At 64.1% G+C, this 26,576-nt stretch carries 26 protein-coding genes and 1 tRNA gene; 6 read left to right on the plus strand and 21 right to left on the minus strand.

Annotated features, from left to right (window positions below; all coding sequences use genetic code 11):
- Positions 1 to 180 precede the first annotated feature (180 nt).
- From Q8K05_RS18635 to Q8K05_RS18720, 18 genes are all read right to left on the minus strand, one after another.
- A complete protein-coding gene (locus Q8K05_RS18635) occupies positions 181 to 1,563 on the minus strand; it encodes a sigma 54-interacting transcriptional regulator (RefSeq protein ID WP_305248215.1) in 1,383 nt (460 codons plus the stop codon).
- Entirely contained in the window at positions 1,560 to 2,222 is a 663-nt protein-coding gene (locus Q8K05_RS18640) for a hypothetical protein (RefSeq protein ID WP_305248217.1), read from the minus strand. Before Q8K05_RS18640 ends, Q8K05_RS18635 begins: the two co-directional genes overlap by 4 nt.
- Positions 2,206 to 3,627, minus strand: a complete 1,422-nt coding sequence (locus tag Q8K05_RS18645) for a sensor histidine kinase KdpD (RefSeq protein WP_305248219.1) — start codon at positions 3,625 to 3,627, stop codon at positions 2,206 to 2,208. The genes Q8K05_RS18640 and Q8K05_RS18645 overlap by 17 nt, the downstream gene beginning before the upstream one ends.
- Before the next feature lie 31 nt (positions 3,628 to 3,658).
- Positions 3,659 to 5,002: a tRNA (N6-isopentenyl adenosine(37)-C2)-methylthiotransferase MiaB gene (miaB, locus tag Q8K05_RS18650; RefSeq protein ID WP_305248221.1), complete on the minus strand. Its 1,344-nt coding sequence runs from the start codon at positions 5,000 to 5,002 to the stop codon at positions 3,659 to 3,661.
- 79 nt (positions 5,003 to 5,081) lie between these two features.
- A complete protein-coding gene (locus Q8K05_RS18655) occupies positions 5,082 to 5,546 on the minus strand; it encodes a hypothetical protein (RefSeq protein WP_305248223.1) in 465 nt (154 codons plus the stop codon).
- 248 nt (positions 5,547 to 5,794) lie between these two features.
- On the minus strand, positions 5,795 to 7,087 hold the full coding sequence (locus Q8K05_RS18660; protein WP_305248224.1) for an acyl-CoA dehydrogenase family protein: 1,293 nt from the start codon (positions 7,085 to 7,087) through the stop codon (positions 5,795 to 5,797).
- Positions 7,088 to 7,259: 172 nt separating this feature from the next.
- Positions 7,260 to 8,744, minus strand: coding sequence for a 4-hydroxy-3-polyprenylbenzoate decarboxylase (gene ubiD / locus Q8K05_RS18665; protein WP_305248226.1), 1,485 nt, complete (start codon positions 8,742 to 8,744; stop codon positions 7,260 to 7,262).
- Positions 8,745 to 8,818: 74 nt separating this feature from the next.
- The gene (locus tag Q8K05_RS18670) at positions 8,819 to 9,415 is read right to left on the minus strand and encodes a UbiX family flavin prenyltransferase (RefSeq protein ID WP_305248228.1); all 597 of its coding nucleotides are present in this window, start codon (positions 9,413 to 9,415) and stop codon (positions 8,819 to 8,821) included.
- Complete coding sequence (locus tag Q8K05_RS18675) at positions 9,412 to 9,816, minus strand: putative zinc-binding protein (protein WP_305248230.1); 405 nt, start codon at positions 9,814 to 9,816, stop codon at positions 9,412 to 9,414. The genes Q8K05_RS18670 and Q8K05_RS18675 overlap by 4 nt, the downstream gene beginning before the upstream one ends.
- A gap of 2 nt (positions 9,817 to 9,818) precedes the next feature.
- Complete coding sequence (locus Q8K05_RS18680) at positions 9,819 to 10,316, minus strand: SCP2 domain-containing protein (protein ID WP_305248232.1); 498 nt, start codon at positions 10,314 to 10,316, stop codon at positions 9,819 to 9,821.
- A 21-nt stretch (positions 10,317 to 10,337) separates the two neighbouring features.
- Positions 10,338 to 10,955, minus strand: coding sequence for a hemolysin III family protein (locus Q8K05_RS18685; RefSeq protein ID WP_305248234.1), 618 nt, complete (start codon positions 10,953 to 10,955; stop codon positions 10,338 to 10,340).
- 13 nt (positions 10,956 to 10,968) lie between these two features.
- Entirely contained in the window at positions 10,969 to 11,862 is an 894-nt protein-coding gene (locus Q8K05_RS18690; RefSeq protein WP_305248267.1) for a U32 family peptidase, read from the minus strand.
- A 14-nt stretch (positions 11,863 to 11,876) separates the two neighbouring features.
- Entirely contained in the window at positions 11,877 to 12,920 is a 1,044-nt protein-coding gene (locus tag Q8K05_RS18695) for a peptidase U32 family protein (RefSeq protein ID WP_305248236.1), read from the minus strand.
- 206 nt (positions 12,921 to 13,126) lie between these two features.
- Positions 13,127 to 13,203 (minus strand) — tRNA-Met (locus tag Q8K05_RS18700).
- 36 nt (positions 13,204 to 13,239) lie between these two features.
- Entirely contained in the window at positions 13,240 to 14,028 is a 789-nt protein-coding gene (locus Q8K05_RS18705; RefSeq protein WP_305248238.1) for an enoyl-CoA hydratase, read from the minus strand.
- A gap of 34 nt (positions 14,029 to 14,062) precedes the next feature.
- Positions 14,063 to 15,874, minus strand: coding sequence for a M61 family metallopeptidase (locus Q8K05_RS18710; protein ID WP_305248240.1), 1,812 nt, complete (start codon positions 15,872 to 15,874; stop codon positions 14,063 to 14,065).
- Positions 15,875 to 16,028: 154 nt separating this feature from the next.
- The gene (locus tag Q8K05_RS18715) at positions 16,029 to 16,721 is read right to left on the minus strand and encodes a DsbC family protein (RefSeq protein ID WP_370868923.1); all 693 of its coding nucleotides are present in this window, start codon (positions 16,719 to 16,721) and stop codon (positions 16,029 to 16,031) included.
- Between the two features lie 79 nt (positions 16,722 to 16,800).
- Positions 16,801 to 17,922: an FAD-dependent monooxygenase gene (locus tag Q8K05_RS18720; protein WP_305248244.1), complete on the minus strand. Its 1,122-nt coding sequence runs from the start codon at positions 17,920 to 17,922 to the stop codon at positions 16,801 to 16,803.
- Between the two features lie 106 nt (positions 17,923 to 18,028).
- On the opposite strand from Q8K05_RS18720, the gene Q8K05_RS18725 reads away from it, so the two are divergent.
- Genes Q8K05_RS18725 through Q8K05_RS18735 form a run of 3 tightly spaced genes read left to right on the plus strand, consistent with a single transcriptional unit; the run spans position 18,029 to position 20,865 of the window.
- Positions 18,029 to 18,949 (plus strand): MOSC domain-containing protein, encoded by a 921-nt coding sequence (locus Q8K05_RS18725; protein ID WP_305248246.1) that lies wholly within the window; start codon positions 18,029 to 18,031, stop codon positions 18,947 to 18,949.
- Between the two features lie 57 nt (positions 18,950 to 19,006).
- Positions 19,007 to 20,098: a redox-regulated ATPase YchF gene (ychF, locus tag Q8K05_RS18730; protein ID WP_305248249.1), complete on the plus strand. Its 1,092-nt coding sequence runs from the start codon at positions 19,007 to 19,009 to the stop codon at positions 20,096 to 20,098.
- An 11-nt stretch (positions 20,099 to 20,109) separates the two neighbouring features.
- The gene (locus tag Q8K05_RS18735) at positions 20,110 to 20,865 is read left to right on the plus strand and encodes an rRNA pseudouridine synthase (RefSeq protein ID WP_305248251.1); all 756 of its coding nucleotides are present in this window, start codon (positions 20,110 to 20,112) and stop codon (positions 20,863 to 20,865) included.
- On the opposite strand, the gene Q8K05_RS18740 is transcribed toward Q8K05_RS18735, so the two are convergent.
- Entirely contained in the window at positions 20,862 to 21,344 is a 483-nt protein-coding gene (locus tag Q8K05_RS18740; protein ID WP_305248253.1) for a YqaA family protein, read from the minus strand. The genes Q8K05_RS18735 and Q8K05_RS18740 overlap by 4 nt on opposite strands.
- Positions 21,345 to 21,498: 154 nt before the next feature.
- Here Q8K05_RS18740 and dusB point away from each other — a divergent pair, with 154 nt between their 5' ends.
- The 3 genes from dusB to purH are packed head-to-tail and all read left to right on the plus strand — an operon-like array spanning position 21,499 to position 24,397.
- Positions 21,499 to 22,542 (plus strand): tRNA dihydrouridine synthase DusB, encoded by a 1,044-nt coding sequence (gene dusB, locus Q8K05_RS18745; protein ID WP_305248255.1) that lies wholly within the window; start codon positions 21,499 to 21,501, stop codon positions 22,540 to 22,542.
- Positions 22,539 to 22,775 (plus strand): Fis family transcriptional regulator, encoded by a 237-nt coding sequence (locus tag Q8K05_RS18750; RefSeq protein ID WP_305248257.1) that lies wholly within the window; start codon positions 22,539 to 22,541, stop codon positions 22,773 to 22,775. Before dusB ends, Q8K05_RS18750 begins: the two co-directional genes overlap by 4 nt.
- 50 nt (positions 22,776 to 22,825) lie before the next feature.
- Positions 22,826 to 24,397, plus strand: a complete 1,572-nt coding sequence (gene purH / locus Q8K05_RS18755) for a bifunctional phosphoribosylaminoimidazolecarboxamide formyltransferase/IMP cyclohydrolase (RefSeq protein ID WP_305248259.1) — start codon at positions 22,826 to 22,828, stop codon at positions 24,395 to 24,397.
- Positions 24,398 to 24,499: 102 nt separating this feature from the next.
- On the opposite strand, the gene hemL is transcribed toward purH, so the two are convergent.
- The gene (hemL, locus tag Q8K05_RS18760; protein ID WP_305248261.1) at positions 24,500 to 25,819 is read right to left on the minus strand and encodes a glutamate-1-semialdehyde 2,1-aminomutase; all 1,320 of its coding nucleotides are present in this window, start codon (positions 25,817 to 25,819) and stop codon (positions 24,500 to 24,502) included.
- A partial coding sequence (locus tag Q8K05_RS18765; RefSeq protein WP_305248263.1) for a bifunctional hydroxymethylpyrimidine kinase/phosphomethylpyrimidine kinase occupies positions 25,800 to 26,576 on the minus strand: 777 nt, incomplete at its 5' end. The genes Q8K05_RS18765 and hemL, both read right to left, overlap by 20 nt.

Below are 26,576 nucleotides of genomic sequence, written 5' to 3' on the forward strand. Positions count from 1 at the left end.
TGCCAGCTTGAAAAAACCTTTTTAAATCATAGGCTTGGAAGCGATGCGGAATTTTTCATCGGTGAAACCCGGGGAAAATGGGCAAAACCCCTGGGTTTTGTCGCCAGACAGCGACAGAATTTCCACCCAGGTTGAAAAGTCCTTTTAAATCAAGGGCTTACCTTGTCGCCTGAGAGCGACTCAAGAAGCCGGCAGCGGGGCGCTGTCGGGCTTGAAGTGCCCGGGCGTCAAACCGTGTTTTTGCATCAGGCGGTAAAACTCGGTCCGGTTGCGGTCGGCCAGCCGGGCGGCGTCGGCCACATTGCCATCCGTCAGTTTGAGCAGGCCGACCAGGTAGTCGCGCTCAAACCGCTGTTTGGCCTCGGCAAAGGTCAGTACCTGCACGGTGGGCGAGCGCAGGGCGCGCTGCACCAGCGTCAGCGGTATCAGCGGCGTGGTCGACAGGGCGCAGACCTGCTCCACCACGTTGTAGAGCTGGCGCACATTGCCCGGCCAGGCGGCCGTGGTCAGGGCTTTGAGCGCTTCCGGGGCAAAGCCGCTCAGGCGCTTGTCGTATTTTTTGGCCAACTGGTGCAGGAAATGGTTGGCCAGCAGGGGAATGTCCTCGCGGCGTTCCGATAGCGGCGGCAGGGTCAGTGTCACCACATTGAGCCTGTAGTACAGATCAGCCCGGAATTCGCCCGCAGCCATGGCCGCATCCAGGTCGCGGTGGGTGGCCGAGATGATGCGCACATCGACCGGAATCGACTGGCTGGCGCCGACTGGCCGGACTTCGCGCTCCTGCAGCACCCGCAGCAGCTTGACCTGCAGCGCGGGCGGCATGTCGCCGATCTCGTCGAGCAGCAGCGTGCCGCCGTCGGCGGCCTGAAACAGTCCTTTGTGGCTGCTCACCGCGTCGGTGAAGGCGCCCTTGACATGGCCAAACAGTTCCGATTCGAGCAGGGCCTCGGGAATGGCGCCGCAGTTCACCGCAATGAAAGGTTTGTTCGCTCGTGCGCTGGCCTGGTGAATCGCCTGGGCCAGCAGCTCCTTGCCGGTGCCGCTTTCGCCGCGCAGCAGCACGCTGGCGTCCGAGCGCGCCACCATCTGCGCTTCGGCCAAGGCCTCGGCCATGCGGCTGGAGCGGCTGATGATGCGCGTTTGCCAGGCCTGCGGGCTGCCCCGTTGGGCCGAATGGGCGGGCGCGCTCAGCTGCAGCGCCTGCGCAATTTTCTCGAGCAGGCCTTTGCCGTCAAAAGGCTTGGTCAGGTAGGTGAAAACGCCGCGCTCGGTCGCTTCCACCGCATCGGGAATGGTGCCGTGCGCGGTCAGCAAAATAACCGGCAGCGAAGGGTGCTGGGCGCGAATGTCATCAAACAGCGCCAGGCCGTCCTTGCCGGGCAGCCGCACATCGCTCAGCACCAGCTGGGGCCGCTCGATGTGCAGCTGGGTCAGCGCCGCTTCGGCCGAGCTGACCGCCGTGACGCGGTAGCCCGCCGCCGCGAGCCGCATGGTGAGCAGGCGCAGCATGTCGGCGTCGTCATCCACCACCAGCAGATGGGGCGGTGAGGTGGAGGCGGTCATGGGGCGGGGGGGCGGCGCCGGGCGGGCGTCGCAGGCGCAGCAGGGCGGCTGGTCAGGCTACGCTCAATCGCCTTGAGCGCCTCCAGCCGTTCGTTGCTCTGGTCCAGCTTGCGCTGCAGTTCGCGTACTTGCTGGGTCTGCTTTTCAAGCTGTTCTTCGAGCCGGCGCTGCTCGCCATAACGCGCGGCCAGCAGGCGGGCCAGCGGCTGCAGGGGCTGGGCCTCCGCGCTGGCATTGCCGAGCACGCGTGCCAGCAGTTCCTGGGCGCGAATCAGCTCCGGAAGCTGGCGCAGCTGGCTCAATGCGAGTGCCAGCTGAAGCTGCGCGGCAGGGCTGGATAGCTCGCCGAGGCGCGCCACCTCCGGACCCAGCGCCGCAGGCGGCATCAGGCGCAGCCGGTCCGCATAGGCCAGCATGCCCAGCGCGGCGTCGGGCACGGACGCATCCGCTGCACGGGCTGGCGCTGCAGGCGGAGCATCGTGGTCGCGGGGGCGTACGGTGTCATTGGCGGCAGAGGGCGAGGGCGTCGCCATGCCGCCCGTTGTGACTTCGGCGCCGTGGCCTGGCGGCCCGCTGCTGCAGCCCGCCAGCACAACCAAGGCCACCGACGCCATCAGGCAGCAGGTGCGGGGCGAGAAAAATTCAGTTTTTAAAAACATGGGGAAGCTCTATCCTGAAGTGTGCACCAGGTTGGTCTGGCAGCAACACGATGCGCCCGCCGTGCGCGGCAATGTATTCGTGCACGATGGACAACCCGATGCCGCTGCCGCGCACCCCATCGGCGGGCTGGCGCTCGCCCCGGTAAAAGGGCTCGAAAATCCGTTCGCGGTCAGCCAGCGCCACGCCGCTGCCCTGGTCGTGAATGTCGATGCGCGCCAGGCCTGGCAGCCGGCTCAGCTCCAGCCGGATCAGGCCCTGGAGTGGTGAATAGCGGATGGCGTTGGACAGCAGGTTGGCCAGCGCGGTGCCGATTTTTTCCGGGTCCACTTCCATGTTGAGCGGTTCGCCGACGACGCTGACCGACAGGTCGCGAGCGCGCCATTGCAGCCGCTGTGCGTCGACCTGTTCTTCCATGAGCTGCAGCAGGTCGACCGTCTGGCGGTGCAGCTGGCGCGCCTCAAAGGCCGCCGTGTTGAAGCGCAGCAGGTCTTCAATCTGGCCCTGCAAGACGCCGGTGTTGTGCCTGAGGATTTGCGCAATTTCGCGCTGGTCGTGGCTCAGGGGGCCGGCCACGCCATCTTCCAGCAGCGACACGCCTTCGCGCAGTGACGCCAGCGGCGTCTTGAGCTCGTGCGAGATGTGGCGCAGAAATCGCGACTTGTCGGCGTCCAGCTCGACCAGCCGCAGGCGCAGCCAGTTCAGCCGCTGCCCGACCAGGGCCAGATCGGCCGGGCCCTGAATCGCAATCACCTGATCCAGCCGGTTTTCGCCCAGGCCCACAATGGCGTTTTCCAGGCGCTTGAGCGGCAGGGTGAACCAGACGCCGAACGCCAGCGCCATGGCCACGGCAAGCACGATGGCCCAGGTCACCTGCTGCGCCAGACGCCTGCGGCTGGTTTCGAGCTTGCCTTCCAGCGCCTTGTTGCGCTGTTGGATGGCTTGCTGCACCTGCACCGCGATAGCGGCATTGACGCCTTCCAGTTCGCGAAACTCTTGCGCCAGCTGGCGTTCGCGATCAAGTGCGGTATCGGGCGGGCCGCTCAGCAGGTTGCCGATGCTTTGCAGGTGAGTGTTCCACTGCCGCGCCCGGGCAGCGGGAATGCCGACTGCGGCCAGGCGGGCCACGATCTGTTTGGCCTCGCGGGCCTCATCGCCAAAGTTCCCCCTGAGAACGCGGTCATCGAGCACCACCGACTGTCGCGAGGTCCGCTCCATGGAGATACTGCGTTCGCTCAAGGACTGGGCTGCTTGGCTGAGTTCGAGCGCGTGGGCCGCGTTGTCGCGGCTTTGCAGCGTCAGGTCTTCCAGCGTGAACAGGGCGCGCAGCGACGCGGCGCCCAGCAGGGCGGCAATCAGCAAAAAGGCAATGACCAGAAGCTGCCGGAACGAAAATCGCTGCAGCATGGGCTTGGGGCGTTTGAGCAAGGAAGCGGGCTTAGGCAGGAACTGCTTCGTCCCGCGTCAGGACTTCGCCGCGCAGCGAGCGCTGGCTGGTTTCGGTGATGGTCACATCGACCATCTGGCCGATCAGGCGTGGCTGGCCCTTGATGACGACGACCCGGTTGCATTCGGTGCGGCCCATCAGCTCGGTCGGGTCCTTGCGCGCCGCGCCTTCGACGAGGATGCGCTGCACCGTACCCAGGCGGCTGGCACTGATGGCGCGCACGCTGTCGTCCAGCGTGGCCTGCAGGTGCTGCAGGCGTTTGAGCTTGACCTCGTGCGGCGTGTCGTCGGCCAGGTTGGCGGCCGGCGTGCCGGGGCGCGGGCTGAAGATGAAGCTGAACGAGGTGTCGTAGCCGACCTCGTTGACCAGCTTCATCATCTTCTGGAAATCATCCTCGGTTTCGCCCGGAAAACCGACGATGAAGTCGCTGCTCATGGCCAGGTCGGGCCGGATGGCGCGCAGCTTCTTGATCGTGCTCTTGTACTCCATCGCCGTATAGCCGCGCTTCATCGCCATGAGGATGCGGTCCGAGCCATGCTGCACCGGCAGATGCAGGTGATTGACCAGCTTGGGCAGCTTGGCATAGGCGTCGATCAGGCTTTGCGTGAATTCGTTGGGGTGGCTGGTGACGTAGCGGATGCGCTCTATGCCCGGGATGTCGGACACGTACTCCAGCAAGGTGGCGAAATCGGCAATTTCAGCCGTGCCGCCCATGGGGCCGCGGTAGGCATTGACGTTTTGCCCCAGCAGCGTGACTTCCTTGACGCCCTGGTCGGCCAGGCCGGCCACTTCGACCAGCACGTCTTCAAAAGGCCGCGAGACTTCCTCGCCGCGCGTATAGGGCACGACGCAGTAACTGCAGTATTTGGAGCAACCCTCCATGATGCTGACAAAGGCGCTCGCGCCTTCGACGCGGGCCGGCGGCAGGTGGTCAAACTTTTCAATTTCCGGAAAGCTGATGTCCACCTGGGGCTTGCCGAGACGGGCACGGCTGGCCAGCAGCTGCGGCAGGCGGTGCAGCGTCTGTGGGCCGAACACCACGTCAACGTAGGGCGCGCGCTGGATGATGGCCGCGCCTTCCTGGCTGGCGACACAGCCGCCCACACCGATCAGCACGCCTTTTTCCTTCAAATGCTTGACGCGGCCCAGGTCGCTGAATACTTTTTCCTGCGCCTTCTCGCGCACCGAGCAGGTGTTGAACAGGATCAGGTCGGCTTCGTCGATGTCTTGCGTGGGCTCGTAACCCTCTGCGGCGTGCAGCACATCGGACATTTTGTCCGAGTCGTACTCGTTCATCTGGCAGCCGAAGGTTTTGATGAATACTTTTTTGCTCATGATTTGCTACTTTATTGATAGCTTCTAGCGCCCGTTGATAAAGGGCTAGAGGCCTGTTTTGTGCTTGAAACAGCGAGCGTCAGCGTGCGTAGGCCGGCAACTGCCCGTAGGGCGTATTGCCGTCATCGGCAGGCGCTTCAGTGGCGCCGCTGCCAAAGCTGAACCAGGAGGCCTTGGTGTTGGGTCGTTTCTGCCTGATTTCTTCGCTGTTGAGTATCCAGACCTGGTGCACCTGGCCCGTGTTTTCGCGCAGGTAGTTCACCACCAGTTTTTGCTCGACCAGCGCGCCCGAGAGCACCAGGTGGTTGTTGGCGTCGCGAATGCGCGAGCCCACCGACAGCCGGTCCGGCTTGCCGTCCATGGAAATGATGGGGGGTGCGAGCACCATCATTTCGCCGCGAAGGGCGGCCTTGGGGAATTGCCTGACGCCGGGTTGGCTCTCGCCGGCCTGGCTGGTCTGAGCAAGGGCAGACGGGGATACAAGAGAGGCCGATGCGGCCAGCAATATCAGTGCGGCCATCAGGTGCGGTGTGCAGCGGTTCATGGTGTTTGTCCAGAGGCTGTGGCAAGAAAAATCAGCAATCGTCTTGGGCAGAAATTCTGGCGGCGCTTCGCGGGGAGCCCGGAAGGCGCGACTGAAACCAGAAAATCCCCTGAAAATCAAGAGCTCGGGAATGCTTTTGGAGCGCGTCCGGGGGAGTTGGTGCTCCTCCGGCGTGAAGCCCTCAAGTGTACCCGCTGGACTTTGGCCGCGCCAGATCAGGGCATGCCGGACTTGTGGCGAAGCTGGACTCAGCGGATGCGCGGCAGCGCCTGCATCTGCTCGGGCGTGGTGAACCAGGCGCTCGATGCGCCCATGCGCGTGCGCGCCTGCGCCAGTTCATGGCGCGCCACGGTGCGCAGGTGTACTTCGTCCGGGCCGTCCATGAGGTGCAGCGCGCGGCCCCAGGTCCAGAGTTGCGCCAGCGGCGTGTCTGGCGACAGGCCCATGGCGCCAAACACCTGCATGGCGCGGTCGACCACGCGCGTCTGCAGCCGCGCCGCCACGACCTTGATGGCGGCAACCTGCGCCCGCGTTGCCGGCGCGTCCGCCGCCTCGCACTGGTCGAGCAGCCAGGCGGTGTGCAGCACCAGCAGCCGCGCCTGGTCGATCTCGATGCGCGACTCGGCAATCCAGTCCTGCACGTTGGAGTAGTCGGCGAGGTACTTGCCAAAGGTCTGGCGCTCCAGCGTGCGCTCGGCAGCCAGCGCCAGTGCCAGCTCCCACTGGCCGATGGTGCGCATGCAGTGGTGCACCCGGCCGGGGCCGAGCCGCGCCTGCGCCATCGCAAAACCGTCGCCCCAGCCGCCCAGCAGGTGCTCGGCCGGCACGCGCACATCGCGCAGCAAAATTTCGCAGTGGCCCTCTGGCGCGTGGTGGTGCAGCACGGCAATATTGCGCAGCACCTGCACGCCGGGGCTGTCGAGTGGCACCAGCACCATGCTGTGCTGGTGGTGGCGCTGCAGTGTTGGGGGGGCGGCTTCCTCGTTGCGGCACATCACGATGAGTAGCCTGCAGTGCGGGTGCGCCGCGCCGGTGATGAACCATTTGCGGCCGTTCAGCACGAGCTGATCGCCGTCACGCCGCGCGGTGGTCTGCAGATTGGTCGGGTCGGACGAAGCGACATCGGGCTCGGACATGGCGAAGGCCGAGCGGATCCGGCCTTCAAGCAGCGGCGTGAGCCAGTGTGCGCGCTGCCCGGGCGTGGCAAAGCGGTGCAGCAGTTCGATGTTGCCGGTGTCGGGCGCGCTGCAGTTGAAGACCTCGGCGGCCCAGGGCAGGCGGCCCATGGTTTCGGCCAATGGCGCGTAGTCGAGGTTGGACAGGCGGGTGCCGGGTTCGTCGTCCTCGAGACCGGGCAGGAACAGGTTCCACAGGCCTTCGTCACGGGCGAGGGTCTTCAGGTCCTCCATAAACGGTGGCGGGTAAATGCCGTCCTGCACCGAGCGGTGCCAGGCGGCGTTGTAGGGCAGCAGGTAGCGCTGCAGGAAGGCTTCAAGGCGCCGGTTGAGCTCTCGTGCTTTTGGGGAGTGGGCAAAGTCCATTCGCTATTGTCGAAGCGGCGGGCCGGACTGTCACAACGGAGGTGACAGGTGCTGTATTGCAAGGCTTGCAGTTTTGCTTGTGCCCCGGACGGCCATTGGGAGAAAGTGGCGCTGGCGCTTTTCTGGCGTGCTGATGCAGCTATTTTTTTAACAGTTCCATGAGGGGCGCAGCTTACAGCCCGAGCGACTCAAACAGGCTGTCCATGCGCGCGGTCACGTCGGCATCCATGGTGATGGTGCGGCCCCATTCGCGCTGGGTTTCGCCGGGCCATTTGTTGGTCGCGTCGAGCCCCATCTTGCTGCCCAGGCCGCTCACGGGCGAGGCGAAGTCGAGGTAGTCGATGGGCGTGTTTTCCACCATCATGGTGTCGCGCGCCGGATCCATGCGCGTGGTCAGGGCCCAGACCACTTCGCGCCAGTCGCGCACGTTCACGTCGTCATCGACCACGACGATGAACTTGGTGTACATGAACTGGCGCAGGTGGCTCCACACGCCCATCATCACGCGGCGCGCGTGGCCGGGGTAGGCTTTTTTGATTTGCACCAGCGCCATGCGGTAGCTGCAGCCTTCGGGCGGCAGATAGAAGTCGGTGATTTCCGGGAACTGGCGCTGCAGCAGCGGGATGAACAGCTCGTTCAGGGCCATGCCCAGCACGGCGGGCTCGTCCGGGGGTTTTCCGGTGTAGGTGGAGTGGTAAATCGGGTCTTGGCGCATGGTGATGCGGTCCACCGTGAACACCGGAAACCAGGCCTGCTCGTTGTAGTAGCCGGTGTGGTCGCCATACGGTCCTTCGAGTGCGTGCTGGTAACCGCTGGCGTGGCTGGCGTCGGGGTAAATGTGGCCTTCGAGCACGATTTCGGCCGAGGCCGGCACGCGCAGCGGCACGCCCAGCGCCTTCACCACCTCGGTGCGCGCACCGCGCAGCAGGCCGGCGAACTGGTACTCGGACAGGCTGTCGGGCACGGGCGTGACGGCGCCCAGGGTGGTGGCCGGATCAGCCCCCAGCGCCACGGCCACGGGGTAGGGCTCGCCCGGGTGGGCGGCGCAGTGCTCGCGGAAATCCTGTGCGCCGCCGCGGTGCGCGAGCCAGCGCATGATGAGCTGGTTGCGGGACAGCACCTGCTGGCGGTAGATGCCCAGGTTCTGCCGTGCCTTGTGCGGGCCCTGCGTGATGACCAGGCCCCAGGTGACGAGCGGCGCCACGTCGCCGGGCCAGCAGTGCTGCACGGGCAGGCGCGCCAGATCGACGTCGTTGCCTTCCCAAATCACTTCCTGGCATGGCGCCGAGCGCAGCTCTTTGGGCGCCATGTGCCACAAGGTTTTGAGCAGGCCGCCCAGGCCCAGCATGTCCTTGAGGCCTTTGGGCGCCTCGGGCTCCTTGAGCGCGGCGAGCAGTTCGCCAAATGGACGCAGCCCCTGCAGGTCGGCCACGCCCATGGCACGCGCCACGCGCGCCGGGGTGCCAAACAGGTTTCCCAGCACCGGCATGCTGTGTCCGGTTGGCTGCTCGAACAGCAGGGCCGGGCCGCCGGCGCGCAGCACGCGGTCGCACAGGGCGGTCATTTCGAGGTGGGGCGAGACGGGCACGGCGATGCGGCGCAGCTCGCCGGCTTGCTCCAGCTGGTTAATGAAGTCGCGCAGGTCTTGGTAGGGCATGGGGTTGGCTTGTGGGGTGATTGCTTCGCCCTCTGCTTCGCAAGAGAAGGCGGGGGCGGTGCTCAAGGCGCAAGTCAAGCCGCCTCGGGAAGTGTCAGCCCTTCCCAGCGCGGCGCCAGGGTGTGGGGGATGTCGAGCAAGTCAAGCGCGCGGGCCACGCTGTAGTCCACGATGTCGCCGACCGACTGCGGGCGCAAATAAAACGCGGGCACCGGCGGGCAGATGATGCCGCCCATTTCGGTCACGCTGACCATGTTGCGCAGGTGTGTGAGGTGCAGGGGCGACTCGCGCACCAGCAGCACCAGGCGGCGGCGTTCCTTGAGCATGACGTCGGCCGCGCGCGTGAGCAGGTTGTCGCCCAGGCCGTGCGCCACCGCCGCGAGCGTGCGCATCGAGCACGGCGCAATCACCATGCCGCTGCACCTGAAGGAGCCGCTGGCAATGGCCGCGCCCACGTTGGCTGCGTCGTGCACGTGGTCGGCCATGGCTTCGACGAACGCGCGATCCATGTCGAGTTCGTGTTGCAGGTTGCGCCAGCCGGCGTCGGACACGACAAGGTGCGACTCGACGTCCGCCATGCCCTGCAACACCTGCAGCAGGCGCGTACCGTACACGGCACCGCTGGCACCCGAGATGGCGACGATGATGCGGCGCGGCGCGGGGGTGTTCATCCGGCCGTCGCAGTCTTCCCGGAGGCGCCCGGCGATGCGGCCTGCAGGTCGGCTTTCACGCGCTCCAGCACCGTGGCGGCCTGCCCGGGGTCAAAGTCTTCGTGTCGAAGCTTTCTCACGCCGTAGTGCTGTAGCTGGTAGTGGCGGTCGGCTTCAATACCGTGTCGTGCCAGGCTGCTCTTCACGCAGACCAGCGGGCAGCCATCCAGCGCAATGACGGGCCGGCCCGAGTGGGCGGTTTTGAGCAGGCTGGGCACATCGCCGCCTACGCCGGCAATGCACGACATTTCGGCCACGCCGCTGCGGTCCAGCCGAATCGCGACGTGGTTGGCCAGTTGCGCGGCGCTGGAACAGCCGGAACAGGCATAAACCAAGGGGTGATGGGTTGCGTGAGGCGTCATTTTTATCTTCCCGCTGGCGAACCTGTTTTTGCGGAGCGCCACTGGGCCATGCGTGCCAGCACCTGGTGCGGCGTCCACTGCTGCAGATCGAACACGGGCAGTTCCAGGGCGTCGAGCGCGTTCTTGACCACCAGTCCCAATTCGGTATCGCCCTCTATGGACATGCGCCGGCTGAAGAACAGCGTGTCGGGGTCCTCCTGGCGCTGCGCAAGGCGCAGGAAATCATGGGCGCTGGCGCTGAGGGTCAGGTCGGTGGCCTGCTGCCGGGGGCAGGCGGCAAAGCGCTGGCCTGTCCACGCAAAATCAAAGGTCAGGCCTGCATCGCGTACATGAATGCGCAGCTTTTTGTTCAGCAAAAACTGGCGCACGTCGCCGGGAAGCAGGCGTGCCAGACCCAGGTTGAGCGCGGTCACCAGCAGCATCGAACCCGGGTAGGCGGGCAGGCTGGACAGCAGCGATGCCACGGGTTGGGGCAGTACAAAGGAAGAAGGCGCGGTCATGGTGGTCCAGTCAGGCTACGGTCATGCTACATAAAGCAGCACGGTGAAAAAATGGCAGGTGCTGCCCCCGAGCACAAACAAATGCCACAGGCCGTGACCGTGGCGCACCTTGTGGTCGGTGGCGTAAAAAATAATGCCCAGCGTGTAGCAGGCGCCGCCCGCCGCCAGCCAGGCAAAACCGGCAGGCGTGAGCGCTTGCCACAGCGGCGACACGGCCACCAGCGCAAGCCAGCCCATGAGCACATAAATGACGAGCGACAGCACGCGCGCGCCGTTGGCAAACCAGATTTCCTGCACGATGCCCAGCAGCGCCAGCCCCCAGACCACGCCCAGCAGCGACCAGCCCCAGGCACCGCGCAGCGACACCAGCGCGAACGGCGTGTAGCTGCCTGCAATCAGGAGGTAGATGGCGCAGTGGTCCAGCTTGCGCAGCACGTTTTTGGCGCGGCCACGCACACTGTGGTACAGCGTGGAGAAGACATACAGCGACACCAGCATGGCGCCGTAGATGCTGAAGCTGACGATTTTCCAGGCATCGCCCAGGCGTGCCGCCAGCACGATCAGCAGCACCGAGCCGACCAACGCCAGCCCGGCCCCCGCCAGATGACTGATGCTGTTGAAACGCTCGCCGTGGTACATGGTGCTCAGGTGTTCAGGCCGGTGTGGCCTGCTCCAGCCCGGGGCGGCCGTGCCAATAACCATTGCAGCCCTGCTCGGGCATGAGCGGCTGCATGCGTGCCAATGCCTCCTGCGGGGCCAGCGCTTGCGCACGTGCGGCATCGAACAGCGCGATCACGTCGGCCGTGTGCTGTGCCTGCGGGCTCAGGCGGACGACATCAACGCCCAGGGCGCGCATGTCGTCCAGTGTGTCCACCAGGTTGTAGACCCGCGAAGACTGCGTTTGCGTGCCGTTAAGCACCAGGAATTCTTCGCGCTCTCGTGTGTTGAGCAGCAGGCCATCCGGATGCTCCAGGCAGCTGAAGCGGCAGTCGTCCTTGGGCAGGTTGCGGTGCCGCGCCGTGAAGCAGCGTGCCGAGTAGGCCAGCGGCATGCGGCCGTAGGCAAACACCTCGGTCTGCAGCCCGTCGGGGCGACCTTGCTGCAGCACGGCCAGATCGTCTTTTTTCATTTCCAGGGGCATCACCCAGCGGCTGGCGCCCAGCGACGCCATCCATTGCAGAGACGGCAGGTTGTAAAGGTTCAGATGCGGGCCGGCCACGAACGGGACCTTGCCCGCGAGGCACTGCACGGCCCCCATGTCGTTGGCTTCAACCAGAAAGTCGCCATTCGCTGCAATTTTGTGCATGGTGCCCACCTCGGCGCCTGATTCGAGCAGCACCTGCGTGGACAGCACCACTTGCTTGCCTGCGTCGCGCAATTGCGCGGCGATGTCAAGCCAGTCGGCCAGGCGCAGCTCGTGGCGGCGCGAGCAGACGGTTTCGCCCAGGTAGACCACATCGACCGGCGTCGTGGCCATGGCCTCGTAGAAGCTCAAGACAGTATCCCGCGGCCAGTAGTACAGCAGCGGACCGAGGGCAATTTTCAGGGGGTGGGTAGTCATCATTTCCAGGGCCGGTGGTAAGCGCCTAGCGTGTGCTGCTGGCCTTCGGCCACTTTGTCGAGGCTGGTCATCCAGACCGGTTTGGGCGCGTAGCGGTGCGGATTGGTGATGCAGTGGTCAATGGCTTCACGCCACACCTTCGTGACCTGGGCGACATAGGCCGGGCTGCGCTGGCGCCCTTCGATCTTGATGGCGCGCACGCCCATTTTCATGAGCTGGGGCAAGAGCTCGAGCGTGTTCAGGCTGGTGGGTTCCTCGAGGGCGTAGTAGTTTTCGTCATTGCCCACGTCGAAACGTCCCTTGCACAGCGTGGGGTAGCCAGCGTTTTCGCCATCGGCATAGCGGTCGATCAGCACGCCGTTCAGGCGCGACTCCAGCCCCCTGGGTGTTTGCTGCCAGCGCACGGCCTTGGGTGGCGAACACACGCCGTGCGTGTTGGGCGCCTCGCCGGTGACATAGGACGACAGCGCGCAGCGTCCTTCGACCATCACGCACAGGCTGCCAAAGCCGAACACTTCGATCTCCACCGGCGTCTTCTCAATCACCTGCTGTACTTGCGTGAGCGACAGCACGCGCGGCAGCACCGCGCGCACCACGCCGAATTGCTCGCGGTAGAAATTGATGGCGTCGTAGTTGGTGGCCGATCCCTGCACAGACAGATGCAGCCGCAGCTTGGGATAGCGCGAAACGGCATAGTGCATGAGCCCCGGATCGGCCAGGATCACGGCATCCGCACCCAAATCGACGGCCTTGTCCAGCGCCGTGCGCCAGAGCCCGGGGTTGGACGCCTGCGGGTAGGTATTGAGCGCCATGAACACCTTGCAGCCACGCTCATGGGCATAGCGGATGCCCGTGGCCATGGCCGCTTCGTCAAAGTTCAGGCCGGCAAAATTGCGGGCGTTGGTTGCATCGCGCAATCCCAGGTAAACGCAACTGGCGCCGTTGTCCACGGCGGCTTTCAGGGCAGGAAGACTGCCTGCGGGGCAAACTAACTCTAAGGGGGCAGCGGCGGCTGCTTCGGAAAATCGGGTGGAAGGTTCCATGCGGCTAGGGTTTTGACGCGAGCCCCGAAGCGGAGCTATCGCACTGCATGGAAGATTACGCCTCTTGGCGCTGGCGCATTTTGACCTTGGTCAATGGGATAGGACTCAGACCCTGAATCGAACGCAAGCGCGCAGGGGAACGACAGGATGGGCAGACCAAAAAAAAAGTCCCTCAGGTGCTTGACCCAAGGGACTTTTCTGGAATTTGGTGGTGATAGGTGGACTTGAACCACCGACATCAGCATTATGAATGCTGCGCTCTAACCAACTGAGCTATATCACCTCGCGACCGATATTATAGCCAGTTAAAACGCCAGGTTCAGCGATTCGTGAATGCCGCCTTGCGCTTGTTCAAAAAGGCATCCATGCCTTCTTTTTGGTCCTGGGTCGCAAACAGTGCGTGAAACAGGCGGCGCTCGAACATCACGCCATCGCTGAGCCCGCTCTCAAAAGCCCGGTTGACGGCTTCCTTGGCCGCCATGACGCTGGGCTGGCCGTAGCTGCAGATCATCAAGGCCGCGCCCAGCGCTTCGTCCATCAGCTGGTCCAGCGGCACCACGCGGCTGACCAGCCCGGCGCGTTCTGCCTCCACGGCATCCATCATCCGGCCGGTCAGCGCCATGTCCATGGCCTTGGCCTTGCCGACGGCGCGGGGCAGGCGCTGCGTGCCGCCGGCGCCGGGGATGATGCCGAGCTTGATTTCAGGCTGGCCAAATTTCGCGTTGTCGGCGGCAATGATGAAGTCGCACATCATGGCCAGCTCGCAGCCGCCACCCAGCGCAAAACCACTGACCGCGGCAATCACCGGCTTGCGGATGCTGCGGATCTGTTCCCAGTTGCGGGTGATGAAGTCGTTTTTGTAGACATCGGCAAAGCCGAATTTCGCCATCGCGGCGATGTCGGCGCCAGCGGCAAAGGCTTTTTCGCTGCCCGTCAAAATGATGCAGCCCACGCTGTCGTCGGCTTCAAAAGCCTGGAGCGCGTGGCCCAGTTCATCCATCAGCTGGTCATTGAGCGCATTGAGCTGCTTGGGCCGGTTCAGCGTCACGATGCCGACCTGGCGTGCATCCGGGCCTTCGGTGCGGGTTTCAATCATTTCGTAATGCATGGGAAATCCTTTTTCTGGAGGTTGAGGAACAGATTCAGTCTTGGGGGGCCAGCCACTGATCGAGCAGCGCTGCATCGTGCACCGCCAGACGCCAGGTGGTCAGTGCCGGCGGCAGGGTCAGCGCCAGCCGCAGCAGGCGTTTGTCGCGCGATACCAGCGCGGTGATTTTTTTGGCCGCGCCCGCGTACAGCGTCAGATCATCGAGCCGGCTCATGCGCCAGCCGCTGCCCGAGAGCCTGGCCTCGGCCTTGGTGGCCGGCTCCAGTCCCAGCCATTCATCGCCCGGCGCAAAGCCGGCGCGCTCGGCCACGCCGCCGCGCAGCACGGTTTTAATGTGAACACCCTGGCCTTCGCTGACGCGCAGGCCCAGCCGGTGTGCCAGTTGCGCCGGGTCTTCCAGCACCGCCACGCCATGCCGCTGCAGCAGCGCTTTAAGGGGCAGCTCGTCCCGGCCATGGACCCAGCGCGCCAGCTCTGGCGCAAACGAACGCCCGCCCAGCGCCGCCAGCGTTTGCGCCACATCCGCTTCGCGCAGCGGCCCGGCCTTGCAGCGCAGCCAGAGGGCGCGCATCACGTCATCCAGTGTTTTGCCGTGCGTGGTCCGGCCTTCGGCGCGCAGCATCAGGTCAAAACACAGCGCCACCAGCGCGCCCTTGGTGTAGTAGCTCACTGTGGCGTTGGGCGTGTTGGCATCGGGCCGGTAGTATTTGACCCAGGCGTCAAAGCTGGCCTGGGCCACCGACTGCACCAGCCGCCCCGGCGTCTGCATGACCTGGTTGATGGTTTTGTTGAGCAGTTTCAAATAGCCCGCGTTGTCCAGCAGTCCGGCGCGGCGCAGCAGCAGGTCGTCGTAATAACTGGTGAAACCTTCAAAAAACCACAGCAGTTCGGTGTAGCTTTCTCGCTCGTAACGGTAGCTTTCGAACTCGGCGGGGCGCAGGCGCTTGACGTTCCAGGTGTGGAAATACTCGTGGCTGATCAGCCCGCGCAGCGTGGTGTAGCCCTCGGAGGGTTTGTGCTCACCGACGCGCGGCAGGTCTTTGCGGTGGCAGATCAGCGCGGTCGAGTTGCGGTGCTCCAGCCCGCCGTAACCGTCGTCCACGGCGTTGAGCATGAACAGGTAGTTTTTGAAGGGCGGCTTTTTGTTGCCATGCCAGAAGCGGATTTCCGTCTCGCAAATCTTCTGGGTGTCGGCCAGCAGCCGGGCGCCGTCAAAGCTGGCGGCGGCGCCTGCCACCACCAGACGATGCGGTACACCGCGTGCGCTGAAGCTGCCGCTCCAGAATGGGCCCATTTCCACAGGGCAGTCGACCAGCTCGTCGTAATCGGCCGCCATATAGCTGCCAAAGCCCTGCGGATTGATTTTTTGCGCCGTCAAACCGGTGGCCACTGACCATCCGGTGACGGCGGTGGGCACCGGCAGTTCCAGCGCATGCAGCGTTTTTTCCTGCCCCTCCACCTTCAGGCACAGGCTGGTGCCATTGAAAAAGCCGCGCTGGGCATCCAGCCAGGCGGTGCGCACGGAGTTGTCGTGGGCATGGACCTCGTAGCGCAGCACCAGTGCTTTGGCGGGGTTGCACTGGATTTGCCAGCTGCATTTGTCCAGTTGCTCAAAAGGCGCCGGTGTGCGCGCGCCTTGGTGGGCCTGCAAGCCCTGCAGGTTTTTGGAAAATTCGCGGACCAGGTAGCTGCCCGGTATCCACACCGGCAATGACACCCGCTGCAGCGCCGCAGGCTGCGCAATCGTCAGCGTGACGCGAAACAGGTGGGCGTGCAGCTCGCCCATTTCGACGCGGTAGTGGACGGGGGCGGGGGTGTGGGGTGTTTTTTGGGAAGGGCTTGGCATCTTGAACAGAGAATACGCCAGGCGCTGGCCGGTAAAGACCGAGTCTGTGCCCTGGGTTTGCTATAAAAAAGTAGCTGCTAGCGCCCGTCCTGTATGGGCTGGACGGCTAATTAATCAATAATAAGCGCTTGCGGCGGCTGTCAGCCCGATAACCCTATTGGGGTTTGGCGCTGGCCAGCAACTTCTCGACCTGCTGGGCGCTGATGGCGCCCGGCACGCGCGTGCCGTCGGCAAAAAACACGGTCGGCGTGCCGGTGATCTTGTGCTTCTTGCTGAAGTCGAGGTTGCGCTCCAGCGCGGCGGTGTCGCAGCTGGCCTTGGCGGGTGTCTGGTCGCGCACCATCCAGTCGAGCCAGGCCTTGCCCTTGTCTTTGGCGCACCAGATGTTTTTCGACTTTTCGACTGAGTCGGGGCTCAGGATCGGCAGCAAAAAGGTGTAAATCGTCACATCGTTCACTTTTTGCAAGTCGCGTTCAAAGCGCTTGCAATAGACGCAGTTGGGGTCTTCAAACACGGCCAGCTTGCGTTTGCCGTTGCCGTGCACCAGGATGAATGCGTCTTTCAACGGCAGTGCGGAAAAGTCGATGGCGCTGAGTTTTTCAACCCGTTCTTCGGTTAGATTGCGCTTGGCCTTGGTGTCAATCAGGTTGCCCTGGATCAGAAAGTTGCCCTCGGCATCGGTGTAGAAAATGTCGCTGTCGTTGACCCGGATTTCGTACAGGCCGTTCATCGGCGTCTTGCTGACTTCATCGATTTTGGCCAAGCTGGGCAGGCGTTCGGCCAGGTTTTTGCGTATGGCGGCTTCCTGCGCAAACGCGGCACCCAGGCTGCAGGCCAGCAGGCCCATCAAGCCGGCACGGACGATCGATTTCACTGGTTTCATGGTCATTCCTGGTATGTTCAAAAAAATTCGTTGATTCAATAGCTCACAAGCCCGCCGCCTGGCGCGCCACCCAGCGCTTGAGCAGGTCGCTGCGCGCAAACCCCTTCATGCCCCAGTTGCGCAACGCCCGCCACGGGCCATCGTTCTGTGCAAACAGGCCGTGCAGGCCATCGGTCACGGCGCCCATGGTGGCCACGTCAGCCTTGCGCGCCCGCTCATAGCGGCGCAGCAGTTTTTCGTCGCCCAGCGCACGCCAGTATTCACGTTGCGCAATCACCTCAGCCAGGCAGGCCGCATCGGCCAGGCCCAGGTTCAGCCCCTGTCCGGCCAGCGGGTGCACGGCATGCGCCGCATCTCCGGCCAGCGCCCAGCCGGCTCCGACCCAGTGCTCGGCCGTAGACAGCGCCAGCGGCCAGCTGGCCCGCTCGCTGCTCAAGCGCAAGTGGCCCACTTCCTGGCCCGCCACCGCCTGCAGTTCGGCACAAAATTCTTCGGGCGCCAGCGCTTGCAGTGCGCTGGCGCGCGCCACGGAGACAGACCAGACCAGCGCGAAGGAGTTCCCGTCCGCGCCAGACATCGGCAAAAGCGCCAGAATCTCGCCTTTGGTAAACCACTGGCGGGCGATGCCGCCGTGGGGCGTGCTGGACTCGAGCCGGGCGGCAACGGCTTTTTGCGGATAGGGCTTGACGCTCCACTGCGCGCCAAATTCATCGCGGCTGCGGCTTTTCTGGCCTTCGCAGACCACGGTGAGCGCGGCCTTGACCGGGGCCTGCACGGTTTCAATCTGGGGCTGGTAGCGCACCGCCTGGGTCAGTTGCTGCTCCAGCGCGGGCACGTCCACAATCCAGGCCAGCGCCTCCTGGTCCACGCTTTGCGCCGTGAAGTCGAGCTGGCCGCCGTCGTCGCCCCAGACCCGCATGGCCCGCACGGGGGTGGCCAGGGGCGCGTCGGGCCAGGCCCTCAGGGTTTCCAGCAGGTCCCGCGAGGCGCTGTTCAGGGCGTAGGCCCGCACATCCGTGCGAACCTCGGCCGCCGTTGGCCCCGCCGGCGTGATGACAGGCTGGCTGACCAGGGCCACGCGCAAGCGCTCGCGCGCCAGCAGCAAAGCCAGCGTGCGGCCCACCACGCCGTCGCCGCGAATACAGACATCAAAGGGTTTGGACATGCCTCATTTTAGGAGGCAGTGCAAAATCGGTGCCTGGCGGGTGTTTTGACCACGCAACCAGGCCGTCGCCGCTCCATTTTCTGCATTCACAAGGACTTGACGCACCGTGAACGATTCATTGAACAACCCATCAACGCAAACCGTTTTTGAGGCGCCCTGGGACTTGAGCGCGCCCATCACCCAGCTGGTGGTGTACCCGGTGAAGTCCTGCGCCGGGGTGCAGGTGCAGGAAGCCCTCCTGACCGAGACCGGCCTGGAATTTGACCGCGCCTGGATGGTGGTGAACGCGCACGGTGAGTTCCTCACGCAGCGCGAACTGCCGCGCCTGGCGCTGGTCCGGCCGCAGCTCAAGCACACCGAGATGGTGCTGCGCGCCCCCGGCATGCTGGCCCTGCACATTGCGCTGGACCGGGTCGAGGCCCCTGGGCGCGTGCAGATCTGGGGTGACCAGGTGCCGGCCTACGACATGGGACCCCTTGCGGCGCAGTGGTTCAGCGATTTTCTGGGCACCACGGCGCGCCTGGTGCGCTTTGACCCCGAGCACCAACGCCTCAGTAGCCCGCAGTGGACCGGCGGCATCGAAGCGCTCAACCAGTTCAGTGACGGCTTTGCGCTGCTGCTGATCAGCGAGGCTTCGCTGGCGCAGCTCAACGGCAAGCTGGCCGCTAACGGGATGGCAGCGGTCGGCATGGAACGCTTTCGTCCCAACATCGTGCTGGGCCACCCGGTGGGCGGCCCCGAGCTGGCACCGCACGATGAAGACCGGCTCGATGGCTTGCAGGTCGCCACCGAACAGGGCCCGGTGCAGCTCAAGCCCGTCAAGCCCTGCCCGCGCTGCCCGATTCCCAATATCGACCCGGCCACCGCCCTCAGCAGCCCGGAAGTCGGCGACATGCTGCAAGCCTATCGCCAGGATGCGCGCGTCGATGGCGCGGTGACCTTTGGCATGAATGCCATCGTGCTGGACGGCGTGGACCATCTGCTCAAAGTCGGCCAGACCGTCGGCGCCCGCTACCGGTTTGCGTGATCTGGCCCGCCCGGGCGCTATGGAATACACTTCTCCCCCTGTTTTTGAAGGTTTGTCATGAGTTTGAAGTGCGGCATTGTTGGCTTGCCCAACGTCGGAAAATCCACCCTGTTTAACGCGTTGACCAAAGCGGGCATCGCGGCGGAAAACTATCCTTTTTGCACCATTGAGCCCAACGTGGGCATCGTGGAAGTGCCTGACGCGCGGCTCGATGCGCTCTCTGGCATCGTCAACCCGCAAAAGGTGCAACGCGCGATTGTCGAGTTTGTCGACATCGCGGGCCTGGTGGCCGGCGCCAGCACCGGCGAGGGCCTGGGCAACAAGTTTCTGGCCCATATCCGCGAAACCGACGCCATCGTCAATGTGGTGCGCTGCTTTGAAGACGACAACGTGATCCACGTCGCCGGCAAGGTCGATCCGATTTCCGACATCGAAGTGATCCAGACCGAACTCTGCCTGGCCGACCTGACCGCGGTTGAAAAAGCCCTGCACCGGGTGACCAAGCTGGCGCGCTCGGGCGACAAGGAGTCGATCAAGCTGGTGGCGATTCTGGAGAAATGCCAGGCCGCGCTCAATGAAGCCAAGCCGGTGCGCACGCTGGAATTCAGCAAGGAAGAGCGGCCGCTGCTGCAGCAGTTTTTCCTGATCACCGCCAAGCCCGCGATGTTTGTGGCCAACGTGGCCGAAGACGGTTTCGAGAACAATCCCTTCCTGGATCGCCTGAAGACTTTCGCCGCGTCGCAAAACGCGCCGGTGGTCGCCATCAGCGCCAAGATGGAAGCCGAAATGTCCGAGATGAGCGATGAAGACCGCCAGATGTTCCTCGAAGAACTGGGCCAGACCGAGCCGGGCCTGAACCGGCTGATTCGTGCCGCCTACAAGCTGCTGGGGCTGCAAACCTACTTCACCGCCGGCGTGAAAGAGGTGCGCGCCTGGACCATCCATGTCGGCGACACCGGCCCGCAGGCGGCGGGCGTGATTCATACCGACTTCGAAAAGGGCTACATCCGCGCCCAGACCATCGCGTATGAAGACTTCATCGCCTTCAAGGGCGAGCAGGGTGCCAAGGACGCGGGCAAGATGCGCGCCGAAGGCAAGGACTACGTCGTCAAGGATGGCGATGTGATGAACTTCCTGTTCAGCTCTTGAGCGTTTCCGCGATGACCGAACCGGTACGCCTTGCCAAACGCCTCGCCGAGATGCGGGGCTGCTCACGCAGTGAAGCCGAGCAGTACATTGAAGGCGGCTGGGTCAGCGTCGATGGCGTGGTGGTCGAAGAACCCCAGTTCCGGGTTCACCACCAGACCATCACGCTGTCGCCCGACGCCAGTCTGCTGGCGCTGACGCCGGTGACCCTGCTGCTGCACAAGCCGGCGGGCTACTGGGCCAGCGACACGCCGGGCGCCAGCAATGCGTCTGCAGGCAAAACCGCCGCCCAGCTGCTGACGGCTGCCAATCGGTCACCCGATGACCGCTCGGGCATCCGGCCGCTCAAAAAACATTTCACCGCCTCGGAACTGGCCACGCCGCTGGCCACGCCGGCCAGCGGCCTGGTCGTGTTCACCCAGGACTGGCGCGTGCTGCGCAAGCTCCAGGAAGACGCCCGGGTGCTGGAGCATGAGGTGATTGTCGAGGTCAGCGGCGAGATCAAGCCCGGCGGGCTGGAGCGCCTGAACCGCATTGACCACGGCTTTACCTTCAAGGGCGCGCTGCTGCCGCCAGCTAAAGTCAGCTGGCAGAGCGAGGCGCGGCTGCGCTTTGCGCTCAAGGGCGAGGTGCCCGGCCAGATTGCCTACATGTGCGACAGCGTGGGGCTCAAGATCGAGGCGATGAAGCGCCTGCGCGTCGGCCGTATGTCGCTGAGCCAGCTGCAGCCCGGGCAGTGGCGCTATCTGATGCCGTACGAGCGGTTTTAACTGGCGAAAATGCCCGGAAAAGCCCAGATCAAGCTGCCGGTCATCAAAAAGTAGCGCGCAAACTTGCCCACGGCCATGTAAGCCACACAGGGCCAGAACGGAAACTTGAGCCAGCCCGCCACGGCGCACAGCGGGTCGCCCACAATCGGCAGCCAGGCCAGCAGGCAGGCCTTGGGCCCGAGCTTTTCCAGCCAACGGACGGCGCGGCCATGATGGGACGAATGCGAGTACTTGTCGACCACCCTGTGCGCGCCAAAACCCAGCCACCAGTCCAGCGCGCCGCCCAGCGTATTGCCCGCCGTGGCGACCAGTATGGCGGGCCAGAACATGTCCGGGTTGAGCTTGACGAGGCCAAACACCACAGGCTCCGAGCCCAGCGGTAGCAGCGTGGCGGAGATGAAGGACACCACAAACACCGTGCTCAGGCCAAATTGGGGCAAGGCCAGCAGTTCAATCAGGTGGTGAATCCAGGCTTCCATGGGCATCCAGGTAAAAAGCCTGAGTATAGGCAGCGCAGGCGGCCGCGCCCCAAAAGCAAACGCAGGCCCGTCGGGCGCACATTTCAATTGCTGAAATTTTGGGCAGTTACAATCACACCTCGTTTTTTTCGCAACCAGAATCCCCCCACTTTCCATGAACATCGGCCCTTACGCTTTGGCGAACAACCTGTTTGTCGCGCCCATGGCCGGTGTGACGGATCGGCCGTTTCGCCAGCTGTGTAAAAAGCTGGGCGCCGGCTATGCGGTCAGCGAGATGGTGACCTCGCGCCGCGACCTGTGGGACACGCTCAAAACCTCGCGCCGCGCCAACCACGAGGGCGAAGCGGCGCCGATTGCGGTGCAGATTGCCGGCACCGATGCGCAGATGATGGCCGAGGCGGCCGCCTACAACGTGGACCGCGGCGCGCAAATCATCGACATCAACATGGGCTGCCCGGCCAAGAAAGTCTGCAACAAGTGGGCCGGATCGGCCCTGATGCAGGACGAAACGCTGGCGCTGCAGATCATCGAAGCCGTGGTGGCCGCCTGCGCGCCGCGCAACGTGCCGGTCACGCTCAAGATGCGCACCGGCTGGTGCCAGTCGCACAAAAATGCCCTGACGATTGCGCGCGCCGCCGAAAGCGCCGGTGTGCAGATGATTGCCGTGCATGGCCGCACGCGCGAGCAGGGCTACAAGGGCTTTGCCGAATACGACACGATCGCTGAAGTGAAGGCGGCGCTGCGCATTCCGGTGGTGGCCAATGGCGACATCAACAGCCCCGAAAAGGCGAGAGATGTGCTGGCCTACACCGGCGCCGATGCCGTGATGATGGGCCGTGTGGCCCAGGGCCGGCCCTGGATTTTCCGCGAGGTGGCGCATTTTCTGGCCACTGGCACCCACCTGGCGCCGCCGCTGGTGGCGGAAGTCAAACGCCTGCTGCTTGATCATTTGCTCGACCACTACGCCCTGTATGGCGAATTTACCGGCGTGCGCACAGCGCGCAAGCACATCGGCTGGTATGTGAAGACCTTGCCGGGCGGCGAAGCATTCCGCGCCCGGATGAACCTGCTGGAAGACTGTCCAGCGCAGCTTGCGGCGGTCGGCGGCTTTTTTGACAGCCTGGGCGATCAGAGGGACCGTATCCCGGCGCAGGCCAGAACACACAACGATAAAAATCAGGAGGAAGCGGCTGCATGAGCAAGCAACATATAGAAGAGTGCGTACGCACCAGTCTGGAAAGCTATTTCCAGGATCTGGACGGTACCGAACCCGATGGCATGTACGACATGATGGTCCGCGTGGTTGAAAAACCCCTGCTGGAAGTGGTCATGCGGCATGCCGAACAAAACCAGTCGCGCGCGGCCGAATGGCTGGGGCTGAACCGCAACACCCTGCGCAAAAAGCTGGTCGAGCACAAGCTCATCAAGTAATCCCCGACGGGTCGGTCTCCCCGAACCCGCATTCCCTCACAAAGACAACCATGAACGCACTGATTTCCGTTTCCGACAAAACCGGCATCCTCGAATTTTCCCAGGCGCTGCACGCGCTCGGCATCAAGCTGCTGTCCACCGGCGGCACGGCCAAACTGCTGGCCGACGCGGGTTTGCCCGTGACCGAAGTGGCTGACCATACCGGTTTTCCGGAAATGCTCGATGGCCGCGTCAAGACCCTGCACCCCAAGGTGCATGGCGGGCTGCTGGCCCGGCGCGACCTGCCCGAGCACATGGCGGCCCTCAAAACCCACGACATCGACACCATCGACCTGCTGGTGGTCAACCTCTACCCGTTTGAGGCGACGGTGGCCAAGCCCGGCTGCACGCTCGAAGACGCGATTGAAAACATCGACATCGGCGGCCCGGCCATGGTGCGCTCGGCCGCCAAGAACTGGAAAGATGTCGGCGTGCTGACCGATGCGTCGCAGTACGCGGGCGTGCTGGCTGAACTCAAGGCCGACGGAAAACTGACGGACAAGACCAAATTCGCCCTGTCGGTGGCCGCCTTCAACCGCATCAGCCAGTACGACGGCGCGATCAGCGACTACCTCTCCAGCATCCAGCCAGACGGCACGCACAGCCTGTTTGCCGGCCAGGCCAACGGCCGCTTCATCAAGGTGCAGGATCTGCGCTACGGCGAAAACGCGCACCAGCAGGCTGCGCTCTACCGCGACCTGCACCCCGCACCGGGCTCGCTGGTCACGGCCAAGCAGTTGCAGGGCAAGGAACTCTCGTACAACAACATCGCCGATGCCGACGCCGCCTGGGAATGCGTCAAGAGCTTTAGCGAAGCGGCTTGCGTCATCGTCAAGCATGCCAACCCCTGCGGCGTGGCCGTCGGCGTCGATGCGCTTGAAGCCTACAGCAAGGCCTTCAAGACCGATCCAACCTCGGCCTTTGGCGGCATTATTGCCCTGAACTGCCCGCTGGACGAGCGTGCGGCGCTGCAGATTTCAAAGCAGTTCGTCGAAGTGCTGATGGCCCCGGCGTTCACGCCCGAGGCGCTGGAAGTGTTCAAGAGCAAGGTCAATGTGCGGATTCTGCAGATCGACCTGCCGCCCGGTGGCGACACTGCCTGGCAGCAGGGCCGCAACCTGATCGACATCAAGCGCGTCGGTTCGGGCCTGCTGATGCAGACCGCAGACATCCACGAACTCGCGCTGGCCGACCTGAAGGTGGTCAGCAAGCTGCAGCCCACGCCGGCCCAGCTGCAGGATCTGCTGTTTGCCTGGACCGTCGCCAAGTACGTCAAGTCCAACGCCATCGTGTTTTGCGCCAATGGCATGACCATGGGCGTGGGCGCCGGCCAGATGAGTCGCCTGGATTCTGCCCGCATTGCCAGCATCAAGGCCGAGCACGCGGGTCTGTCGCTCAAGGGCACGGCCGTGGCCAGCGATGCCTTCTTCCCGTTCCGCGATGGACTCGACGTGGTGGTGGATGCGGGCGCGAGCTGCGTGATCCAGCCGGGCGGTTCCATGCGCGACCAGGAAGTGATTGACGCTGCCAACGAACGCGAAGTGGTCATGGTGCTGACCGGCGTTAGGCATTTCAGGCATTGAGCGGGCTAGCAGCTGTTTTTGATTAAAACAGCCTCTAGCCATTACGGGTTAGGCGCCATAAGCTATTTTATTGATAGCAAATTCAGGCGCCTGAACCCCGGTTTATCTACCTGCAAAGAAACGGGCCGCCGCCTCCACCGTGGCGGCGATGTCTTCGGCCGTGTGCGCCGCGCTGACAAAGCCGGCTTCATACAGCGCCGGGGCGTAGTACACGCCGCTGTCCAGCATGGCGTGAAAGAAGCGGTTGAAGGACGGGCTGTCGGTGGTCATCACGCGGGCATAGTTCTGCGGCAATTCAGCAAGCAGGAAAAAGCCGAACATGCCGCCTTCGCTGTCGCCGCAAAACGGCACGCCGGCCTGCGTGGCGGCTTGTGTCAGTCCTTCAACAAGGCTGCGCGTGCGTGCGCCGAGCGCGTCATAGAAACCGGGTTTCTGGATTTCGCGCAGCGTGGCCAGGCCGCAGGCGGTGGCGACCGGGTTGCCCGAGAGCGTGCCGGCCTGGTAGACCGCGCCCAGGGGCGCCAGGTGTTCCATGACGGCGCGCGTTCCGCCAAATGCCGCCATCGGCATGCCGCCGCCAATCACCTTGCCCAGCGCGGTCATGTCGGGTTTGAAGCCGGGAATGCTTTGCGCATAGACGCTTTGCGCGCCGCCCAGCGCCACGCGAAAACCCGTCATCACTTCGTCAAACACCAGCAGCGCGCCGTATTGCGTGCAGAGCTCGCGGCAGCGTTTCATGAACGGAACGCTGGCCCGCACAAAGTTCATGTTGCCGGCAATCGGCTCAATCATCAGGCAGGCAATGTCTTTGCCGTGCAGGGAAAAGGCTTCTTCCAGCTGGGCGATGTGGTTGTATTCCAGCACCAGCGTGTGCTGCACCACTTCGGGCGGCACGCCTGCGCTGGTCGGGCTGCCAAAGGTCGCCAGACCCGAGCCGGCCTTGACCAGCAGCGCATCGGAATGGCCGTGGTAGCAGCCTTCAAACTTGATGATCTTGCTGCGCCCGGTGGCGCCGCGCGCCAGCCTGATCACGCTCATCGTCGCCTCGGTGCCCGAGCTCACCAGCCGCACCATCTCGATGGACGGAACGAGCTTGACGATTTCTTCGGCCAGTTCCACTTCGCGCTCGGTCGGCGCGCCATAAGAGAAACCTTCGAGAACGGCTTTTTGAACCGCTTCAACCACCGCCGGATGGCCGTGGCCCAGGATCATCGGGCCCCAGGAACCGATGTAGTCGATGTAGCGCTGACCGTCGGCATCCCAAAAGTAGGCGCCCTGGGCGCGCTGCACAAAGCGTGGTGTGCCCCCCACGGCCTTGAAGGCCCGGACCGGCGAATTGACGCCGCCGGGAATCAGTTGTTTGGCGCGCTCAAACAGCGCGGTATTGCGGGAGGTGTCGGGTTTAGTGCTTGATGGTTCCATGGGGGGGCAGTTCAAAAGGGGGATTCGAAGTCAGTGCGTCGCTGCTGTCGGCGTCAGGCGCTTCATCGTCGTCGGCTTGTGCCCAAAACAGGCGGTCCGGCACGATGTGGCCCATGCCGGGGTGGAAACCGGCGTCCAGGCTGTGGTCCAGGTAGGTCAGTGCCTCCGCGGTGGCCGCCTGCAGGTCGTGGCCGTTGGCCAGCAAGGCGGTCAGCGCTGCTGACAGCGTCTCGCCAGCGCCGGAAAAAACAGCTTCAAAACGCTCGAATTTTTCGCTGTACAGCACCGCTTGCGGGGTGGCCAGCACGTTGTCAATGAACTGGTCAGGCAGCGGAATGCCGGTGACCAGCGTGTAGGAAACGCCGAGATCGGCGGCGGCCTTGGCAATGTCGCGGGCCGAAGGGTTACGCTCGCCGGACCAGTCGGGCAGCAACCAGCGCCACAGGCTGCTGTGGTTGCCCACCAGCACGGTGGTCTGCGGCAGCAGCAGTTCGCGAAAGGCGTCGAGGTAGCTGTCAATCTCGCTTTCATCCCACCAGGACAGGCTGGGCATGTAAGCGACCAGCGGAACGTCGGCGTAATCCGATGCGATTTCGGCAATGGCGCTGATGTTTTCCGGGTTGCCGACAAAACCGACCTTGATGGCCGAGACCGGCATGTCTTCCAGCGCGGCGCGCGCCTGGTCGGTCACGGCTTCATCGTCAAATGCAAAGTGGTCAAAAATTTCGGCCGTGTCGCGCACATAGGCGCCGGTCAC

The sequence above is a fragment of the Polaromonas sp. genome (assembly GCF_030682935.1).
In the GTDB taxonomy this organism is placed as follows: domain Bacteria; phylum Pseudomonadota; class Gammaproteobacteria; order Burkholderiales; family Burkholderiaceae_C; genus Polaromonas.

Coding starts and splice junctions, on each gene's coding strand:
- Q8K05_RS18695 (WP_305248236.1), bottom strand. CDS start 12,920: ATGGAACCTTCCACCCGATTTTCCGAAGCAGCCGCCGCTGCCCCCTTA.
- dusB (WP_305248255.1), top strand. CDS start 21,499: ATGAACATCGGCCCTTACGCTTTGGCGAACAACCTGTTTGTCGCGCCC.
- Q8K05_RS18750 (WP_305248257.1), top strand. CDS start 22,539: ATGAGCAAGCAACATATAGAAGAGTGCGTACGCACCAGTCTGGAAAGC.
- Q8K05_RS18735 (WP_305248251.1), top strand. CDS start 20,110: ATGACCGAACCGGTACGCCTTGCCAAACGCCTCGCCGAGATGCGGGGC.
- ychF (WP_305248249.1), top strand. CDS start 19,007: ATGAGTTTGAAGTGCGGCATTGTTGGCTTGCCCAACGTCGGAAAATCC.
- Q8K05_RS18685 (WP_305248234.1), bottom strand. CDS start 10,955: ATGTACCACGGCGAGCGTTTCAACAGCATCAGTCATCTGGCGGGGGCC.
- miaB (WP_305248221.1), bottom strand. CDS start 5,002: ATGAGCAAAAAAGTATTCATCAAAACCTTCGGCTGCCAGATGAACGAG.
- Q8K05_RS18740 (WP_305248253.1), bottom strand. CDS start 21,344: ATGGAAGCCTGGATTCACCACCTGATTGAACTGCTGGCCTTGCCCCAA.
- Q8K05_RS18670 (WP_305248228.1), bottom strand. CDS start 9,415: ATGAACACCCCCGCGCCGCGCCGCATCATCGTCGCCATCTCGGGTGCC.
- Q8K05_RS18660 (WP_305248224.1), bottom strand. CDS start 7,087: ATGGACTTTGCCCACTCCCCAAAAGCACGAGAGCTCAACCGGCGCCTT.
- hemL (WP_305248261.1), bottom strand. CDS start 25,819: ATGGAACCATCAAGCACTAAACCCGACACCTCCCGCAATACCGCGCTG.
- Q8K05_RS18680 (WP_305248232.1), bottom strand. CDS start 10,316: ATGACCGCGCCTTCTTCCTTTGTACTGCCCCAACCCGTGGCATCGCTG.
- ubiD (WP_305248226.1), bottom strand. CDS start 8,744: ATGCCCTACCAAGACCTGCGCGACTTCATTAACCAGCTGGAGCAAGCC.
- Q8K05_RS18720 (WP_305248244.1), bottom strand. CDS start 17,922: ATGTCCAAACCCTTTGATGTCTGTATTCGCGGCGACGGCGTGGTGGGC.
- Q8K05_RS18705 (WP_305248238.1), bottom strand. CDS start 14,028: ATGCATTACGAAATGATTGAAACCCGCACCGAAGGCCCGGATGCACGC.
- Q8K05_RS18675 (WP_305248230.1), bottom strand. CDS start 9,816: ATGACGCCTCACGCAACCCATCACCCCTTGGTTTATGCCTGTTCCGGC.
- Q8K05_RS18645 (WP_305248219.1), bottom strand. CDS start 3,627: ATGCTGCAGCGATTTTCGTTCCGGCAGCTTCTGGTCATTGCCTTTTTG.
- Q8K05_RS18715 (WP_370868923.1), bottom strand. CDS start 16,721: ATGGGCCTGCTGGCCTGCAGCCTGGGTGCCGCGTTTGCGCAGGAAGCC.
- Q8K05_RS18635 (WP_305248215.1), bottom strand. CDS start 1,563: ATGACCGCCTCCACCTCACCGCCCCATCTGCTGGTGGTGGATGACGAC.
- Q8K05_RS18655 (WP_305248223.1), bottom strand. CDS start 5,546: ATGAACCGCTGCACACCGCACCTGATGGCCGCACTGATATTGCTGGCC.
- purH (WP_305248259.1), top strand. CDS start 22,826: ATGAACGCACTGATTTCCGTTTCCGACAAAACCGGCATCCTCGAATTT.
- Q8K05_RS18710 (WP_305248240.1), bottom strand. CDS start 15,874: ATGCCAAGCCCTTCCCAAAAAACACCCCACACCCCCGCCCCCGTCCAC.
- Q8K05_RS18640 (WP_305248217.1), bottom strand. CDS start 2,222: ATGTTTTTAAAAACTGAATTTTTCTCGCCCCGCACCTGCTGCCTGATG.